This window comes from Streptomyces sp. NPDC056480 (assembly GCF_042795405.1).
Taxonomy (GTDB): domain Bacteria; phylum Actinomycetota; class Actinomycetes; order Streptomycetales; family Streptomycetaceae; genus Streptomyces.
Genome location: NZ_JBHTSA010000097.1, coordinates 14,590 through 30,470, shown reverse-complemented (window position 1 = coordinate 30,470; position 15,881 = coordinate 14,590). Strand labels below are relative to the sequence as shown.

The 15,881-nt window shown below is 72.8% G+C and carries 13 protein-coding genes; 7 read left to right on the top strand and 6 right to left on the bottom strand.

The window, feature by feature from the left end:
- Positions 1-32 precede the first annotated feature (32 nt).
- The 3 genes from ACFQ79_RS31085 to ACFQ79_RS31075 form a co-directional block, all read right to left on the bottom strand.
- Positions 33-467 (bottom strand): hypothetical protein, encoded by a 435-nt coding sequence (locus tag ACFQ79_RS31085; RefSeq protein WP_383589670.1) that lies wholly within the window; start codon positions 465-467, stop codon positions 33-35.
- A gap of 18 nt (positions 468-485) precedes the next feature.
- Positions 486-1,601: an amidase domain-containing protein gene (locus ACFQ79_RS31080; protein WP_383589668.1), complete on the bottom strand. Its 1,116-nt coding sequence runs from the start codon at positions 1,599-1,601 to the stop codon at positions 486-488.
- Between the two features lie 281 nt (positions 1,602-1,882).
- On the bottom strand, positions 1,883-3,871 hold the full coding sequence (locus ACFQ79_RS31075) for a S8 family serine peptidase (protein WP_383589666.1): 1,989 nt from the start codon (positions 3,869-3,871) through the stop codon (positions 1,883-1,885).
- A 744-nt stretch (positions 3,872-4,615) separates the two neighbouring features.
- On the opposite strand from ACFQ79_RS31075, the gene ACFQ79_RS31070 reads away from it, so the two are divergent.
- Genes ACFQ79_RS31070 through ACFQ79_RS31050 form a run of 5 tightly spaced genes read left to right on the top strand, consistent with a single transcriptional unit; the run spans position 4,616 to position 10,137 of the window.
- Positions 4,616-5,944, top strand: a complete 1,329-nt coding sequence (locus ACFQ79_RS31070) for a glycosyltransferase (protein WP_383589664.1) — start codon at positions 4,616-4,618, stop codon at positions 5,942-5,944.
- A 47-nt stretch (positions 5,945-5,991) separates the two neighbouring features.
- The gene (locus tag ACFQ79_RS31065; RefSeq protein WP_383589662.1) at positions 5,992-6,747 is read left to right on the top strand and encodes a polysaccharide deacetylase family protein; all 756 of its coding nucleotides are present in this window, start codon (positions 5,992-5,994) and stop codon (positions 6,745-6,747) included.
- Entirely contained in the window at positions 6,744-8,660 is a 1,917-nt protein-coding gene (locus ACFQ79_RS31060; RefSeq protein WP_383589660.1) for a hypothetical protein, read from the top strand. The genes ACFQ79_RS31065 and ACFQ79_RS31060 overlap by 4 nt, the downstream gene beginning before the upstream one ends.
- Positions 8,657-9,079: a hypothetical protein gene (locus ACFQ79_RS31055; protein ID WP_383589658.1), complete on the top strand. Its 423-nt coding sequence runs from the start codon at positions 8,657-8,659 to the stop codon at positions 9,077-9,079. Before ACFQ79_RS31060 ends, ACFQ79_RS31055 begins: the two co-directional genes overlap by 4 nt.
- Entirely contained in the window at positions 9,076-10,137 is a 1,062-nt protein-coding gene (locus tag ACFQ79_RS31050) for a glycoside hydrolase family 26 protein (RefSeq protein ID WP_383589656.1), read from the top strand. Before ACFQ79_RS31055 ends, ACFQ79_RS31050 begins: the two co-directional genes overlap by 4 nt.
- 6 nt (positions 10,138-10,143) lie before the next feature.
- Here ACFQ79_RS31050 and ACFQ79_RS31045 read toward each other — a convergent pair whose 3' ends face one another.
- From ACFQ79_RS31045 to ACFQ79_RS31035, 3 genes are all read right to left on the bottom strand, one after another.
- Complete coding sequence (locus ACFQ79_RS31045; protein ID WP_383589654.1) at positions 10,144-12,360, bottom strand: lipopolysaccharide biosynthesis protein; 2,217 nt, start codon at positions 12,358-12,360, stop codon at positions 10,144-10,146.
- Positions 12,357-13,583, bottom strand: coding sequence for a DegT/DnrJ/EryC1/StrS family aminotransferase (locus ACFQ79_RS31040; RefSeq protein WP_383589652.1), 1,227 nt, complete (start codon positions 13,581-13,583; stop codon positions 12,357-12,359). Before ACFQ79_RS31040 ends, ACFQ79_RS31045 begins: the two co-directional genes overlap by 4 nt.
- Before the next feature lie 203 nt (positions 13,584-13,786).
- On the bottom strand, positions 13,787-14,725 hold the full coding sequence (locus ACFQ79_RS31035; RefSeq protein ID WP_383589651.1) for an RNA polymerase sigma factor SigF: 939 nt from the start codon (positions 14,723-14,725) through the stop codon (positions 13,787-13,789).
- Positions 14,726-14,945: 220 nt separating this feature from the next.
- Here ACFQ79_RS31035 and ACFQ79_RS31030 point away from each other — a divergent pair, with 220 nt between their 5' ends.
- Complete coding sequence (locus ACFQ79_RS31030; RefSeq protein ID WP_383589648.1) at positions 14,946-15,314, top strand: STAS domain-containing protein; 369 nt, start codon at positions 14,946-14,948, stop codon at positions 15,312-15,314.
- Between the two features lie 88 nt (positions 15,315-15,402).
- Positions 15,403-15,822: an ATP-binding protein gene (locus ACFQ79_RS31025; protein ID WP_383589646.1), complete on the top strand. Its 420-nt coding sequence runs from the start codon at positions 15,403-15,405 to the stop codon at positions 15,820-15,822.
- The last annotated feature ends 59 nt before the right edge of the window (positions 15,823-15,881 follow it).

Below are 15,881 nucleotides of genomic sequence, written 5' to 3'. Positions count from 1 at the left end.
GTCCTGAGCCGGCCTGATCGACAGGACACCCCCTAGCCCGGCGGCTCCGTGGCCGCCGGGCTGGAGCCGGCCTTTCCGGCACCGGGGGCGTGGCCGAGGACCACGACCCATGTGCCGTCGTGACGGGACATCTGCACGTAGGCGGCGAAGGGCTTGCCGGCCCGGTCCGTGGCGACCACGTGGGCGCTCGCCACGTCGGCGCCGAACTCGTGCGACACCTTGACGCTGTCGATCTCCAGTCCCTTGCCGCCGTCGGCGGCCACGGCCTTGCGGGCGTCCGCCTCGACCTCTTCGTAGCCCGGCGGCCCCAGCTTCGCGAGGGCTGCCACGTCACGGCTGTTCAGCGCCTGGACGTAGGCTTCAGCGGTCTGCTGTTCCGTACGGCCCTGCGGAGCGGGCTCCTGGCTGCATCCCACCAGGAGCGCACAGGCGAGGACGGCCGGCACGTGAGACTTTCGAAAGGTCATGCGTCCCTCGTCAATGGATCAGGTCCGGTGGGCGTACCACCAGGCACGGGGGTACTGGGCCACGATCGTGCTGAGCTTCTTGTTGTGCGTACTGGGCGTGTGGTACGTGAGGTAGACCTCGTTCGACGTCCGGGTCGTGACGATCATGCTGTGGTCGATGACGCCGTCGCGCTTCCAGTCGGCCTGCAGGACGTCGGCCTTGCCCATGTGCCACACGTTGCTGAGCATCCGGGTGCGCTTCGAGTGCTTGTTCGCGAACCAGTACCAGTTCTCAGCGCCGGCCCAGGTGTAGCTGGTGGTCCACGTGAAGCTGGCGTAGAACCACTTGCTGTTGTCCTTGCGGCTCATCGCACTGCCGGACGTCGTCCCCCACCCGCCGGCGCGCATCGCCTGCGAGATGAAGTTCGTGCAGTCGTTTCCGTAGGTGCGGTAGTCGGAGTTCCCCCGCTTCCAGTACCTGTCCGCGTACGACGCCATGTTGCCGTAGTTGTAGCCGCTGGTCGGGTCCGGATCCTCGGTCGGCATGTCGAGGCCGTCGTTCACCGTCTGTGCGGTCGCCGCCTTGTCGCCCTCGGCGTCGGAGTCGGGGGCGGGCACGTCGACCGGCTGGGTGAGCTGGGTCGTCGGGGCGGGGCCGGTCCAGTCGACCCGCGCCAGGTCGCCCGCGAGGTCCCAGGTCCCGTCGGCCGCCTTCGTGTAGGTCAGCGTGTGCGGGAGCGAGTACTCCTCGTAGGCCGGCTCGCCGGGCTGCGGGTCCGGGTAGTGGAGCTTGGTGTCCTCGGTCACCTCTACGGTCGCGGTGGTGCCGCTGACGGTCGCCTGGTCGACCAGGAGGTCGACCTCCGCGCTGCTGTAGCCCCCGTTGACGCCTTCGAGGACACGGCCCTGCTCTGCCAGGGCGGCGAAGTCGGCCTCCAGCACTTCCGCGAGGCCGGGCGAGACGTCCTCCGGCGCACTGGGCGGGATCTCGGCGCTGCGGGCCGTGACCGCCTCGGCCCGCTTCTGGAGGTACGCCTTGGCTATGCCGGTGAACTGGGCCGTGTCCTCGGCCGAGGCCGGCGTGCCCGGCTCGTCGGCGTGGACGGCGGGAGCGGTCGCGCCCACCACGGCGAAGGCCAGTAAGGCGGCGGTCACGGTTCTCCGGACCTGCGTGTTCCTACGCAAAGTTGTTCCCCCCTGATTCCTGGTGATCGCGAACTTTTCTATAGGCGGGCCCATCCCCTGCACAGGCCCGTAGGGCGCATTGACCGGATCACGCAGGCCGATGGCGGGATGAGGTCCGGGAACCCGGGATTCCCCCCGGGCGCCCCGCCTTCCGCCGCGGTCGCGTCGAACCCGCCCGGCACCCCTCCCGCCCCCCGGGCCACGGAGGGGTGCGCCCGCGCTCGACGAGCGCACTCCGTGGTCCGACGCCGTCAGAGTGTCAGCATCCAGCCGCTGATCGATCCGCTGTTTCCTTGCGCGGTGTCCTTGGCCCGAAGCCTCCAGGTGCCCTTCGCCGCGGAGGCGCGCGCGTCCACGACGTAGCTCTCGTGGATCGTGTCGCCGGAATCCTTGGCCGCCGCTGCCCGCAGGGGGTACACACGGCCGTCGGGGGCGATCAGGTCCAGCTGGAGATCGCCGCGCCATGAGTGGTGGATGTCGACGTAGACCCGCGTCGCCTGCGGGGCGTTGCCCGTGCGCGCGCTGCCGACGACCACCGGGGACTCGGCGGTGCCCAGATCGGGAATCTGCGTTTCCGTCCAGTTGTCGAACCACGGGAAGCGGAGGTCCCAGCCGCTGATGAAGCCGCCCGCGCCGATCGAGGTGACACGGAGCTTCCAGGTGCCGTTCGCCTGCTCGCTGCTCGCGTTCACCTGGTACAGCTCGTGGATCTCCCCGCCCTCGTCGTCCCGGACCTGCCGGAGGGGGTAGACGGAACCGTCAGGGGCGACGAGGTCGATGTTCAGATCGCCGGTCCCCGTGCGGTGGACATCCACGTACACCTGGAGGGAGGAGGGTGCGAGCCGGTTCTGGTTGATCTCGATCGGCGACTCGGCGCTCCCGGAGACGGGGACGGTGACCTCGGCCCAGTTGTCCCAGGCGGTCAGTTCAGGGTCCTCTTCCGGGTCGGTCCCGCCGCCGCCGAGCGCAGCCGCGTCGAGCTGTATCCGGGGGGTGACCGCGCCCGCGTAGGTGAGGGCCTCGCCCGATTCCAGCAGGAGCGCCTCCAGTTCCGTCACCGACTTCTCGGGGAAGGACTGGCGGAGGACGGCGAGGGCCCCGGCGACGTGGGGGGCGGCCATCGAGGTGCCGTCCTTCGCGGCGAAACCGCCACCGGGGACCGAGGAGACGATGCCGGTGCCGGGAGCGAGCAGGTCGAGCAGCGCGCCGCGGTTGGTGAACGAGGACAGCTGGTCGTCGTCGGTGGTGGACCCCACGGTGAGGGCGGAGGGCACACAGCCGGGGGCGTTGACGGCCTCGGCGTAGCCGTTGTTGCCGGCCGCGACGACCGTGGCGACCCCTTCGGCGAGCAGGTTGTCGATGATCGCCTTGCGGGCGTCGGTGAAGCACGAGCTGGTCCAGCGGCCGCTGCCCAGACTCATGTTCGCCGCGACGATGTCGGTTCCGGCCCGCTTCAGCGCGAGCACCTTCTCCAGCGCCTTGACCTGGGAGCTGGTGAAGCTGAGGACGCACGGGCTCTTGCCGGCGCCTCCGCAGCGCTCGTCGGAGGTGAACTTGGAGAAGACCTGGATGGCGAGGACGTTCGCGTCGGGGGCGACCCCGCGCCTGGGGGCACCGTCGAGGCCGGTTCCGTCTCCGGCGACGATCCCGGCGACGTGGGTTCCGTGGGCGCAGACGGCACCCATGGTGGCGCACGGGCCCGTCTCGACGTCCGCGCTGCCGGGGCCCGTCTGTTCCCCGGTGCCGTCAGGGCACAGACTGGTGGAACCGGCGTTCGCGTCGGTGACCGAGAAGCACGCCTCACCCGTGACGCGACCCGAGAGGAACGGGTGGTCGACGTCGATGCCGGTGTCGAGGACGGCGACCGTGGTGCCGGCGCCGGTCTTCCCGGCCGCGAAGGTCCTGTCGCTGCCTATCGTGTGGGTGGACTCGTCCAGGGCGGGGGCGACCGGCACGTCCTCGGAGACGTCGACGACGTTCGGATCGGCGTTCAGCTGCTGAAGTCCCGCCTCGTCCACGCGGAGGGTGACGAGGGGCAGTGAGTCGTAGGAGACGAGTGTCTCGCCTGCCTCGGAGGCGGAGTCCAGGGCCTCGCGGTGGCGGGTGACGACGTTGACGCGGACGGTGCCGCCGTCCGCGGTCGCGTCGAGCAGAGGCGGGTCGACGGGGTCGGGCGCCGTCGAGGCGGCCGGAACGGCGTCGGGCTGGGGGGCGGCGTTCGCCGGGACGGCGGTGAACAATAAGGCCGCCGTGACGGCGGCCAGGGCCCATATCGGTCTCTCAGGTCTCTTCACTCATCACTCCGTCGAAGGGCGCTCAGGCGCGCACGAGAGGGGGCCGGCGGGATGGTCGCCGCGGACGACACGGTTCTCCGGACGTCGTGCCCCTTCTCCGGGCCGGCCAGTGATCATGGACGCTAGGAGTGCCGGAGCGACTGCGCAAGGCATTCGGGTCGACAGCAGGACTACTGCGTCAACTCCGGTGCGGTGGTGTGCATTTGGAACGAAGTGCTCCGCGTCGGGCGCTCGCGGAACGGCTCCGTCCCGGTCGCCTCGTCCCCCTCCGTGACCCAAAGGGCGAGTATGCCTGCCGGGAAGGGGTTCGGGCCGGTACCTTCCTGTCCAGAAGGTCTCGGGGGACGACCGGGGGGTCGGCTAGGTGAGTGCGTGGCGGGTGCGGGTCGTGCCGCCGGGGGAGCCGGGCGAGCGCGTGATCCGGGTGGGGCGGAAGCTGCGGGCCGGGTCCGGCGCGCCTGAGAGCCCTGGGCTCGCCGAAGACCGGCGAACCCACCGTGCACGAGGCGCCGTCACCCGCCCCGGCCCGCGCACCGCACCGCACCGGCTGGGCCGCGAGCCGGTCCGGGCGGCTCGCGCCCCTGTCTGTGAGCGCCCCGCCCCGGCGGCCCGCGCCCGAGAAGTCCTCAGCACCGTCGCCCGGCTCAAGGGCGATCGGTAGCCGCAGGTGTCCGTCCCTGGGGGAACCCCGTGAACCAGCAACCCGCCATATCCGTCGCCGAGCTGGAGCTCGACGCGTCCGGCGCCGCCGTCGGCCTCCGCGCCGCTCCCGGCGCCCCCGCGCCCGTCCCCGGCGAGGTCTACGCCCTCGTCCGCGTCGACGGCCGCCCCACCGCCACCGTCCTCGGCCGGTACGAGGAGAACGAGGACCCCGCCGAGGTCCTCGCCGCGCTCGCGGTCCCCCTCCTGGCGGACGGCACCGCGCCCCGCGGCGACGCGGAGCGCCTCGCGGCGACGGAAGCCGCGGTGGTGGGCCCGCGGGCCGCCGACCGGGGTGCCGCGGGTCCGGGACCGGTCGGCGTTCCACCGCGCGCCTCCGTGGTCGTCGCCACCCGGGAGCGCCCCGCCTCCCTCGCCCGCGCCCTCGACTCGCTGCTCGCCCAGGACCACCCCGACCACGAGCTGATCGTCGTCGACAACGCGCCCCGCACCACCGACACCCACGACCTGGTCACCCGCGCCTACGCCGGCCGCGTCCGGTACGTCCGCGAGGACACCCCCGGGCTCGCCATCGCCCACAACACCGGCGCCGCCGCCGCCGACGGGGAGGTCCTCGCCTTCACCGACGACGACGTGATCGCCGACCCGCACTGGCTGAGCGCCCTCACCGCGCCCTTCGCCGCCGACCCCGGCCTCGGCTGTGTCACCGGTCTGATCCTGCCCGCGCGCCTCGGCACCCCCGCCCAGGTGCTCCTCGAATCGCACGGCGGCTTCGCCAAGGGCTTCGCGCCCCGCCTCTACGATCCGGCGCACCCGCCCGCCGACGAGCCGCTCTTCCCCTTCACCGCCGGCAGCTTCGGCTCCGGCGCCAACATGGCCTTCCGCGCCGACGCCCTCCGGCGGGCCGGCGGCTTCGACCCGGCGACCGGCACGGGGACGGCCGCACGAGGAGGCGACGACCTGTACGCCTTCGTCGCCGTCCTCGCCGCCGGCTTCCGCCTCCGCTACACCTCCGAAGCCCTCGTCTGGCACCACCACCGCGACACCTGGCAGGACCTGAGGAACCAGGCGTACGGCTACGGCGCCGGGCTCACCGCGTACCTCACCGCCACCCTGGTACGCAGTCCCCGCCTGCTGCCCGCCCTGCTCGCCCGGCTGCCGCGCGGCCTCGCGCACGCCCGGACCATGACCGCCCGGCGCGGCGAGGGCGGCGGCGGAGTCCCCGGCGAACACGGCACCCAGCACCATCCCTGGCCCAGGAGCCTCTCCCGACTGGAGCGACGCGGCATGTTGTACGGACCGATCGGCTACGCCAGAGCAAGGGCGCGCGACGCGTTCCGGAGAGCGGGCACCGGATGACCGCGCGCGTTCGTATCCGGATTCCCGTCCTCCTCTACCACGCCGTGATGGACGATCCACCGGACTGGATCGCCGAATTCACCGTCTCCCCGAAGGAGTTCGCCTCCCAGCTCGACGCGATCGTCGCCAGCGGGCGCACCCCGGTCACCGTCGGCACCCTGGCCGCGCACCTCGCTTCCGGGGCTCCGCTTCCGGACCGGCCCACCGCCATCACCTTCGACGACGGCTTCGCCGACCTGGCGGGTCCGACGGCCGAGGCGCTCGCCGCACGGGACCTGCCGGCCACGGCGTACCTCACCACCGGGGCCATCACTCCGGGCCGGCCGTGTCTGCTGCCGCCCGCGCCGATGATGACCCTTGCCCAGGCACCCTGCCTGAAGGCGTACGGGATGGAGGTCGGCGGTCACACCGCCACCCACGCGCAGCTCGACACCCTCACGCCGGCCGCGCTCCGGCGGGAACTGCGCGAGTCGAAGGCGGTCCTGGAGGACACCCTCGGCCACGAGATCCGGCACCTCGCCTACCCGCACGGCTACAACAGCCCCGCCGTGCGCCGGGCCGCCGAGGCCGCCGGATACACCTCGGCCGTCGCCGTGCGGCACGCGCTCAGCTCCGGGAGCGACGAGGTCTACCGGATCGCGCGGCTCATCGTGCGCCGCAGCCACACCGCCGCCGACGTGGAGCGGTGGATGGAGGGGCGGGGCGCGAAGGCCGCGCCGTACCCGGACTCGCTGCCCACGATCGGCTGGCGGCTGTACCGAAGGACGCGCGCGCTGGTGCGCGGAACGGAGTTCGCGGGGTGACGAAGCACCTGTCCACACCAACGGCGGCGACCGGCACGGAACCCGCCTCCGCCCGGGAGCAGGAGGGCAAGGCCGTGCCGCGCGCGCGACGCATCGCCGTGCACGACCTCACCTGGCTCTCGCCCGCCCTTCTGGCGCTCGGCATCGGTCTGTGGGCGCTCGCCCTGCCCGGGATCGACTTCCGCACCATGGACGACTACGGGCTCCTGGACCGGCTGCCCGTCCTCTTCCACGTCTCCCTGCTGGTCCTGACCGCCGGCTTCCTGGTGTCGCTCCGGCGCGCCGGGACCTCGCCGGGCTGGCCCCTCGCCCACTGCGTGGGGCTGCTCGTCGCGCTCAAGGCGCCCCCGGCCGTGCTGTACGACTCCGTGCGCTACCCCTGGGCCTCCAAGCACGATGCCGTCGTCGACGCCATCCTCGGCGCCGGCGAACTGCGTCCCGACGCCGCCCTGTCCGGGAACATGTCCGCCTACGAGCAGTGGCCGGGCTTCTTCACCCTGAACGCGGCGCTCGTACGGGCCTTCGGCGTCGAGAGCACGGCCGCGTACGTCAACTGGGCGCCGATCGCCCTCGGTCTGATCACGTTGCCCGTGCTCGTGCTGATCTACCGCACCTTCACCGAGGACTGGCGGCTGGTGTGGGCCGCCGTCTGGATCTTCCAGCTCGCCAACTGGGTCGGCCAGGACTACCTCGCCCCGCAGGGCTTCGCCTACGTCGTCCATCTGACCGTACTCGCCGTCGTGCTGCGGCACTTCGTGCGTCCCGGCTCGGCGGGACGGCTGCGCGACCGGGCGAATCTCGACCCTGCCGCGGCGACCGTGCCGCCGCCCACGGCGCTGCGCCAGCGCGCGGTCTGCGTGGTGATCATCGCCCCGCTGATCGTCGCGATCAACGCCGCCCACCAGCTCACGCCGGTCATGCTCTGCGCCGCGCTCTTCGCCCTCAGCCTCACCCGCCGCTACCGCAACTACGGTCTGCTGGTCGTCGCCGGGCTCCTGATGCTGGCCTGGGACCTCACCATGGGCCGCCCGCTGTTCCTGGAGACGCTCGGCACCCTGCGCGATTCGATCGGCCGGCTCACCGAGAACTCCCGCGCCGGATACGCCGGACAGCTCACCGGCCCCGGACCCGAACTGGCCGGCCAGGCCGGCATCGTCATGGCCCTCGCCGTCGTCGTGCTCGCCGGGATCGCCGTGGTCGGCCGCCGCAGGCTGACCCGCAGCGCGCTCCCGCTGCTGCTCGTCTCCATCGCCCCCGTACCGCTCTTCGCCGTCAACGACTACGGCGGGGAGATGCTCTTCCGGGTCTATCTCTTCGGGCTGCCCGGTGCCGCGTTCTTCGCCGCGGCGGCGCTGGTCCCCGCCGTCGCGGGCACCCACCGGAGCCGCGGCCGTCTCGTCCGCCGCCGCATCGCGGCCATCGCCCTGCCGGTCGTCCTCGTGGCTCTGACGGCCGGATTCCTGCCCGCGTACTACGGCAAGGAGGCGATGTACTACACCCCGCCCGCCGAGACGGAGCTGGTCACCCGCGCCATCGACCGGCTGCCCGAAGGCGGTCTGGTCCTCGCCACCTCCGGCTCCTTCCCGCAGGCACTGCACCGCTACGACCAGGTCGAGCACTGGTTCTTCGCCGAGCAGGAGCTGCCCGAGAACGAGAAGATGCTCGTCGATCCGGCCCGCTACCTGGACGAGAGGATCCCGCCCGGCACCACGGCGCACGTCGTCCTCACCCGCACCCAGGACATCTACACCGCGGGCGAGGGGCTGCTGCCGCCGGGCGGATTCGCGATCCTGCGTGACCGGCTGAAGGCCTCGCCGCTCTTCACGACCGTCGAGGAACACCCGTACGGGATCGTCCTCGCCTACACCCCGAAGGCCACCGAGCCCTCGGCCACCACAGGCGGTGCACCGTGAACACGACCCAGAACCGGATCAGAGCGATCGCCGCCGGCTCGGGATGGGTGGCCCTCGCGGCGACCCTGCTGCCGGGCGGTTCCTTCGTGCGCTGGCTGCCCGTGCTGCTCTTCGTCTGCTTCGGACCCGGCCTCGCCCTGCTCCACCCCCAACCGCACGGACTGCGCCCCGGCGCCCGACTGGAGGCCTTCGCGCTGACCGCGCCGATCAGCCTCTCCCTCGCCGCACTCACCGCCACCCTCCTCTTCCTGGTCGGGGGGTTCTCCGTGCCCGCGTTCCTCATCCCGCTCGCCGCGTTCACCACGGTCGTCGCCCTCCTGCCCGGCCTGCCGCTGCCCGCCGCCACCGTCGGCGCGGTCGAACCCGAGGCGGCCGAGCCCTTCCGGTTCCGTAAACGAGGTCCCGGTGGGGGCCGGTGACCGGGCAGCATGCCAAGGGCGGCGCCGCCGGACGGCTGGCGACGGCCCTCGCCGCCGTGGGCGCGCTGATCGCCGGCATAGGGGTGTGGGCGACCATCGCCGAGGGGGACGACCGGTGCGCCCCCGACGCCCGGCTCGTCGCCCCCTGCGGCGCCTGGTGGGGCGCGTACGTTCCGCACGACGGCGACAGTTCGCTCGTCCGGCCCGTGCACGCCTTCGAGAAGAAGATCGGCCGCCGCCTCGATCTCGTCTACACGTACCACGACATGTCCGGCAACGAGCTCGACGGCACCCTCCTCACCCCCGACGAACAGGCCCTCGGCCGCGATCGGTTGCTGATGCTCGCCTGGGAGTCCACGGTGTGGAGGGAACCGCACCACGCCGGATACACCGAGACCCAGCTCGGGTGGAAGAACCTCGCCTCCGGGCAGTACGACACGGAGATCCTCGACCCGCAGATACGTCGCATCAAGGCCTACGGCAAGCGGGTCTTCCTCTCCTTCGACCAGGAGGCCGACGCCCGGATCCAGGAGGGCGCCGGCACCCCCGCCGAGTACGTCGCCGCCTACCGCCACCTCCACGACCGGTTCGAGCGGCTCGGGGTGGACAACGTGGTCTGGGTGTGGACGGTCTCCGGCTACCTGGGCAGCGCGGCGTCGATGAAGCGGCTCTACCCCGGCGATGACTACGTCGACTGGATCGGCATGGACCAGTACAACTACTACCTGTGCCACCGGACGACGAACTGGCTCGACTTCGACGAGAGCCAGCGCCCCAGCTACGACTGGCTCCGCGCGAACATCTCCGACGACAAGCCGATCATGCTCTCCGAGTTCTCCACCGCCCCCGACCCGAAGAGGCCCGAGCGCCAGCGCGACTGGTACACCGCGATCCCGAAGGTGGCGCCGACCCTGCCGGATGCGAAGGCGTACGTGCACTGGAACCGGGCCGTTCCCGGGCCCGGCTGCGACCTGACGGTCGACTCCGGGCCGGGCCTGGAGGGGTACCGGATCGCCGGCCGGGACCCGTACTTCAAGCAGCCCCCACCGCGCCGCTGACCACTCCTAACGACGCCCCGAGGTCAGGCCCCGGAAGGCGCACACCGCCATCGTGCCGCCGGCCAGGCCGAGGAAGAGCGGGAGCGGAGCGAGCGCGAAGGCCTGCTGACCCGCCCACCCCGCCCAGACCAGGACCCACACCACACCGGCGGTGACCCGCGCGCCCACCCCGACCACCCGCAGCAGCACGGCCGTCAGGAGCAGGCTCAGCGCCTGCAGCGCGATCGGGGCCACCGCCCGCTCGACGCCCTCGCCCAGGAGCGTCGCGCCCGGACCCGCCGCGTCGGCCGGCCGCAGGCCGAGGAGCGGCGGGGCCGTGTGCAGGGCCAGGAAGGTGGCGAGCAGGACCGCCCCGGCGAACGCGGGCCGGAAGAACCGGAGCCCGACGGCGGCGCCCTGGAGGACCACCAGGAACAGCCCGGCGAGAAGGGTGACCGGGGGCAGCGCGGCGAGCAGACCGGTGCCGGACAGGGTCGCCACGTCCAGCTCGCCGGACCGGGCGAGCGGGAACCAGAAGAGACCGGCCGCCAGGCCGAGCGCCGGCCACAGCCAGCCGCCCCACCGGTCGGGCGCGTCCGGCGCTTCCGGCCGGGACGCCGGGGGCGGCAGGGGCCGGGCGAGCGGGCCCGGAGGCTCGTCGTCACGCCGCCGGGGCACGTACACGGGGATGCCGAAGGCCGGCGTCACCGACTCGTGCGCGCCGCGCAGATAGGCGCTCTGCCGCGCCCAGTCGGTGCCGTACCCGTCCTCCTCGCGCTCCTTCACCCGGGCCGCCGCCCGGGGGCGCTCGGCCGGTGTCCGGCCCTTGAGGGTGGCCCGCAGGCCCGGCACACAGGCCACCGCCATCAGGGTCATCGCGCCGAGGACGGCGATCCCGGCCCCGCTGATGCCGTACGGCCCGAGCAGCACGGCCGCGCTGCCGAGCACGAGGACGCACATGGCGCCCTGGAGGACGGCGAGCATGCCCGTGCGGCCCTGGACCCGCAGCACGCCGATGTAGAGCTCCACGGCGACCCGGGGGAGCGCCGCGGCGGCGAGGAGCCGCAGCACGGTGGAGCCGTTGTCCTGGTAGCCCTGGCCGAAGGGGGCCAGGATCAGCGGCGCGAAGACGACGAGGACGAGGACGACGGGGACGAGCAGCAGCACCATGCGGCGCAGCGCGCCCCGCACCCCCTCGGCGAGGGACTCGGGGCTGTGCGAGGCGTGCGCGGTGAGCGAGGAGGCCATGTTGATGGCCATGAACTCCATGGTGCCGCCGACGGTGTACGCCGTGTAGAAGAAGGCGTTGTGGGCGGCGTCGAAGCGGACGGCCACCATCACCGGCAGCAGGCTGATCATGATGAGGCTGAAGAACGCGCCGACGGAGTCCCCGGCGATGAACCGGCCGATCTCCCGCATGCCCGGCGGCTCGCGGTCCCGGTCGGCGCGGGCCTGCTGGGGGATGAGCCGGCGGAACACCAGCCAGCCGAGCGGCAGCACGGAGAGCACGATCGCCGCCGCCCAGGAGACGAAGACGCCGAGGACCGGCACGGCGGTCGCGAGCAGGACGAGCAGGACGAGCTTGCCGAGCGAGAAGACGGCGTTGCCGACGGGGACCCAGATCGCCCGTCTCAGGCCGGTGAGCACCCCGTCCTGGAGGGTGAGCAGGGCCCAGCCGACCGCGGACGCGGTGAAGAAGATCCCGGCGGAGACGGTGCCGAGCGGGGCGTACGAAGGCCCCCACAGGTCGATGGTGAGCAGGAAGATCCCGCAGGCCACGGTGACGACGGCCGTGCTGAACAGGTACAGGCGCACGACCAGCGGGCCGGTGGCGCGGCCGGCCCGCGGCACGTACCGGACGACCGCGCCGGACAGGGTGGTCGCCGTGATCGAGGCGAGCATCCGCTGCGCGGCGATGGCGGCGGAGCCCTGGCCGACGGCCTCCTCCGAGTAGTAGCGGGCGGCGATCAGCCAGAAGCCGAGCCCGAGGGCCGCCGAGACGCCGGTGGAGAGCATCAGGGCGTAGGCGTTGCGGAACATGGAGCTGCCGGTGGAGTCGGATCCCGAACCCAGGCCCTCGCCGTCCTGCTCCTCGCCCGACGCCGGTGCGCAGCGCGCCGTGCCGGCCGTGCCGGCTGTGCCTGCCGTGCCCGCTGTGCCTGCCGTGCCTGCCGTGCCGGCTGTGCCCGCCGTGTCGGCCGCGTCGTCCCGGTCGGACCCCCGCAGCCGTACCGTCTCCGTCACCGTGACCCGCCGGGGACCATCGAAGGACGCGCCGGGCGGATTCCGGCACCGCGCAGGACCGCGAGGGCCTCGGCCGCGCGGCGCGGGTCCACCGGCAGGGCGTGCCGGGCGAACCAGGCGGCCGGTTCCGGCGCGGGGGAGGGGTCCGTGAAGAGCTCTCCCGCGTAGCTGTCGAGCGGCGGGTCGTAGAGGTAGCCGGTGGTGATCCGGCGCCGGGCGAGAGCGGCGACGGCCGCGTCCCGGTCGTCGACGAGCAGCGGCACCCGGTAGAGCGGCTGTGGCGGCGTGCCGGCCGCGGGCTCCTCCGGCACGCCGCCCGGGAACGCCTCCGCCGTGCCGTACCCGCCGGCCAGCAGCAGGGCGGTGCCCGCCCGGTGGGCGTCGAGGACGTCGTCGAGCCGGGCGAACCTGCGGGTGGTGCGGCGGAGCCGGCCGGCGCCGGGCCGCAGCCGGTAGTCGTGCATGTCGACCCGGACCCAGGAGTGGAAGGGTTCGAGCGCGGGCGCCGCCGTGAGGGCACGGGCCAGCTCCTCGGCGCGCAGCGGCATCCGGATCTCCTCCCGTTCCTCCATGCCGAGCCGCCGGACGGCCGCCCGCGCGGCCCCGACCAGGCGCAGTCCGCGCAGGGTGGACTCGGCGTACGGCCTCACGAGGTGGGCGAGTTCGGCGGTCGGCCGGATCGGATGCAGCAACGCCTCGCGGGCGGCGGCGAGTTCCTCGCGCAGCGCCGGGTCGGCGAGGGTCAGGAAGCCGCCCGTCTTGGCGCCGGTGTGCTTCGAGAGGCTGAAGACGGACGCCTCGCCGTACGTGCCGACCGGCCGCCCGCCGACGGTGGAGCCGATGGCGTGGGCCGCGTCCTCGATCAGCGGGATGCCGAGCCGGTCGCAGTGGCCCCGCAGTTCGGGGGCCGGGTCGGGGTTCCCGTACAGGTTGGTGGTGAGGACGGCGGAGAGGTCCCGCCAGACGGACTCGGGCACGGCGGCCGCGTCGATCGAGCCGTCCCGGGGGTCGAGCGGCGCCTGGACGGGGCGGAGCCCGGCGGCCAGCACGACGAAGAAGATGACGTCGTCGTTGACCGGTGACATCAGCACCTTGCCGCCGGGTCCGCACCAGTGCCGCAGCGCGAGGTAGAGCCCGAAGCGGCACGACGGCACGTAGAGGCACTCTCTGCCCCCGAGCCGGCCGCGCATGCGTTCTTCCAGTTCCGCGTACGCAGAAAGCATGTGATTCCCCCCTGAACCCCCGGGCTCAATGTGGCCCATTCCGGACGCCGCGTCAACAAGGCTTCCCGGTCGCGCGGTCGGCCGTGCGCGCTGCCGCGGGAGCGGCTCGGGACGTGGCATGCGGAAGGGCCCGTCACGGGTCGAAAGACCGTGAACGGGCCCTTTCCGCAGCCATTTTGGCGGCTCGGGGAAGCCGGTGGAGGTCATTCCTCCAGAGTGAGCCCCCGGCGCAGTTTGGCGAGGGTGCGGGCGAGCAGCCGGGACACGTGCATCTGCGAGATGCCGAGCTCCGTGCCGATCTCCGACTGGGTCATGCCCGAGACGAAGCGGAGGGAGAGGATGTGCCGCTCGCGGTGCGGCAGCGAGGCGATCATCGGCTTCAGGGAGGCGATGTACTCGATCCCGGTGAGGCCGTGGTCCTCGTAGCCCAGCCGGTCGGCGAGCGTGGCCTCGCCGCCGGGGCCCTCCTCCTCGTCGGGCTGCGCGTCGAGCGAGCTCGCGGTGTACGCGTTGCTCGCGGCCATGCCCTCGACGACCTCCTCCGGCGGGATGCCGAGTTCCTCGGCGAGCTCGGCGACGGTCGGCGCGCGGTCGAGGCGCTGGGCGAGCGTGTCGCCCGCCTTGGCCAGGTCGAGCCGCAGCTCCTGGAGCCTGCGCGGCACGTGCACGGACCACGAGGTGTCGCGGAAGAAGCGCTTGATCTCGCCGATGATCGTGGGCATCGCGAAGGTGGGGAACTCCACGCCGCGGGTGAGCTCGAAGCGGTCGATCGCCTTGATGAGGCCGATGGTGCCGACCTGGACGATGTCCTCCATCGGCTCGCTGCGGGTGCCGAAGCGCGCGGCGGCGAACCTGACCAGGGCCAGGTTGAGTTCGACGAGGGTGTTGCGGACGTACGCGTGGTCGTGGGTGCCCTCTTCGAGCTCGGCGAGCCGGGCGAAGAGCTGCTTCGACAGGGCGCGGGCGTCGACCGGTCCGATGCCGTCGAGCGGGCGGTCGATCGGGAGCCCGAGCGTCCGGTCGTGCGGGAGCGCGTGCGGGAGCTCGTGGGAGAGCTCGGCGCGGTGGTCGAGCGAATGGTCCAGGGGGACTTCTGCCGACGGCGCGTCGGGGGTACGCGGGGCGTCGAGCCGGGGTGACATGGGTCTCCTTCGTGGGTTCTTGCTGCGGTTTGCGGCGCCTCCGAGGCCGGTCGTGTCGGGTGTTCTCTACTAGCCCTACCTGCTCGACGGTGAAGGCCGCAAGTATCGATAATCCGCTTTGTCCCGTTATGTGGTGGACCTCGTGTGCATCGGAGGGCGCCCCGCTTGTAGGGTTCGAGGACGTCAGTCGGCATCCGCGAGAGCGAGAAGAGGCACGGCCATGGACCGCGAGAACATCGGCAGCGCACCGCCCGCGCGGTTGCGGGTCGAGGTCCGGACGGTGGACCGGGCCGAACTCCTGGCTCCGGTGGGTGAGCTCGATCACTACACCGCCGAACTGCTGCGCTCCCCCCTGGACCAGGCACTGGACGCGGGCCGTTCGCGCCTCGTCGTCGACTGCTCGGGTCTGGAGTTCTGCGACTCGACCGGGCTCAACGTGCTCCTCGGCGCCCGGCTGAGGGCGGACGCCGCCGGTGGTGGCGTCCATCTCGTGGGGATGCGGCCCGCGGTGGCCAGGGTGTTCCACATCACGGGCGCGGAGGCCGTCTTCACCGTGCACGAGACACTCGCCACAGCCCTGCCCGGCTGACCCCCGGCCGGGCCCGCCCCCACGGCCCGGCTCCGCACCGCCCGCACGTCCTGCCCTCTGTCCCGTCGATCGGTGAGGTGAAGCGCTGATGGACCAAGCTTCCGACGTCCGTACGCTCGCCCTCGGCGAGACCAGTGGAACCGTGCCGCTCGCCCGTGACTTCACACGGTCCGCGCTCCAGGAATGGGGCTGGCTGCCGGCCGCCACCGCCGACCGCAGGGCCGCGGCGGAGGACGTCCTGCTCGTCGTCTCCGAGCTCGTCACCAACGCCTGTCTGCACGCCGAGGGCCCCGAGCGCCTCCGTGTCCTGCGGCTGCCCAAGGCCCTGCGCCTCGAAGTCACCGACCGGGGCGCCGGAACTCCCGCGCCCCGCACCCCGCACCGGTCCGGGCGCCCGGGCGGCCACGGCATGTTCATCGTGCAGCGGCTCTGCCTCGACTGGGGCATCGAGCGCACCCCCGGCGCCCCCGGAAAGACGGTCTGGGCGGAACTCTCCGCACCCGCCTAGAACTTCCGCCGTTCCCCTTCCCAGGACTTTCACCGTCCCTCTTCTTCCCTCCGCAAGGC

Coding starts and splice junctions, on each gene's coding strand:
- ACFQ79_RS31085 (WP_383589670.1), bottom strand. CDS start 467: ATGACCTTTCGAAAGTCTCACGTGCCGGCCGTCCTCGCCTGTGCGCTC.
- ACFQ79_RS31065 (WP_383589662.1), top strand. CDS start 5,992: ATGGACGATCCACCGGACTGGATCGCCGAATTCACCGTCTCCCCGAAG.
- ACFQ79_RS31040 (WP_383589652.1), bottom strand. CDS start 13,583: ATGCTTTCTGCGTACGCGGAACTGGAAGAACGCATGCGCGGCCGGCTC.
- ACFQ79_RS31035 (WP_383589651.1), bottom strand. CDS start 14,725: ATGTCACCCCGGCTCGACGCCCCGCGTACCCCCGACGCGCCGTCGGCA.
- ACFQ79_RS31030 (WP_383589648.1), top strand. CDS start 14,946: ATGGACCGCGAGAACATCGGCAGCGCACCGCCCGCGCGGTTGCGGGTC.
- ACFQ79_RS31025 (WP_383589646.1), top strand. CDS start 15,403: ATGGACCAAGCTTCCGACGTCCGTACGCTCGCCCTCGGCGAGACCAGT.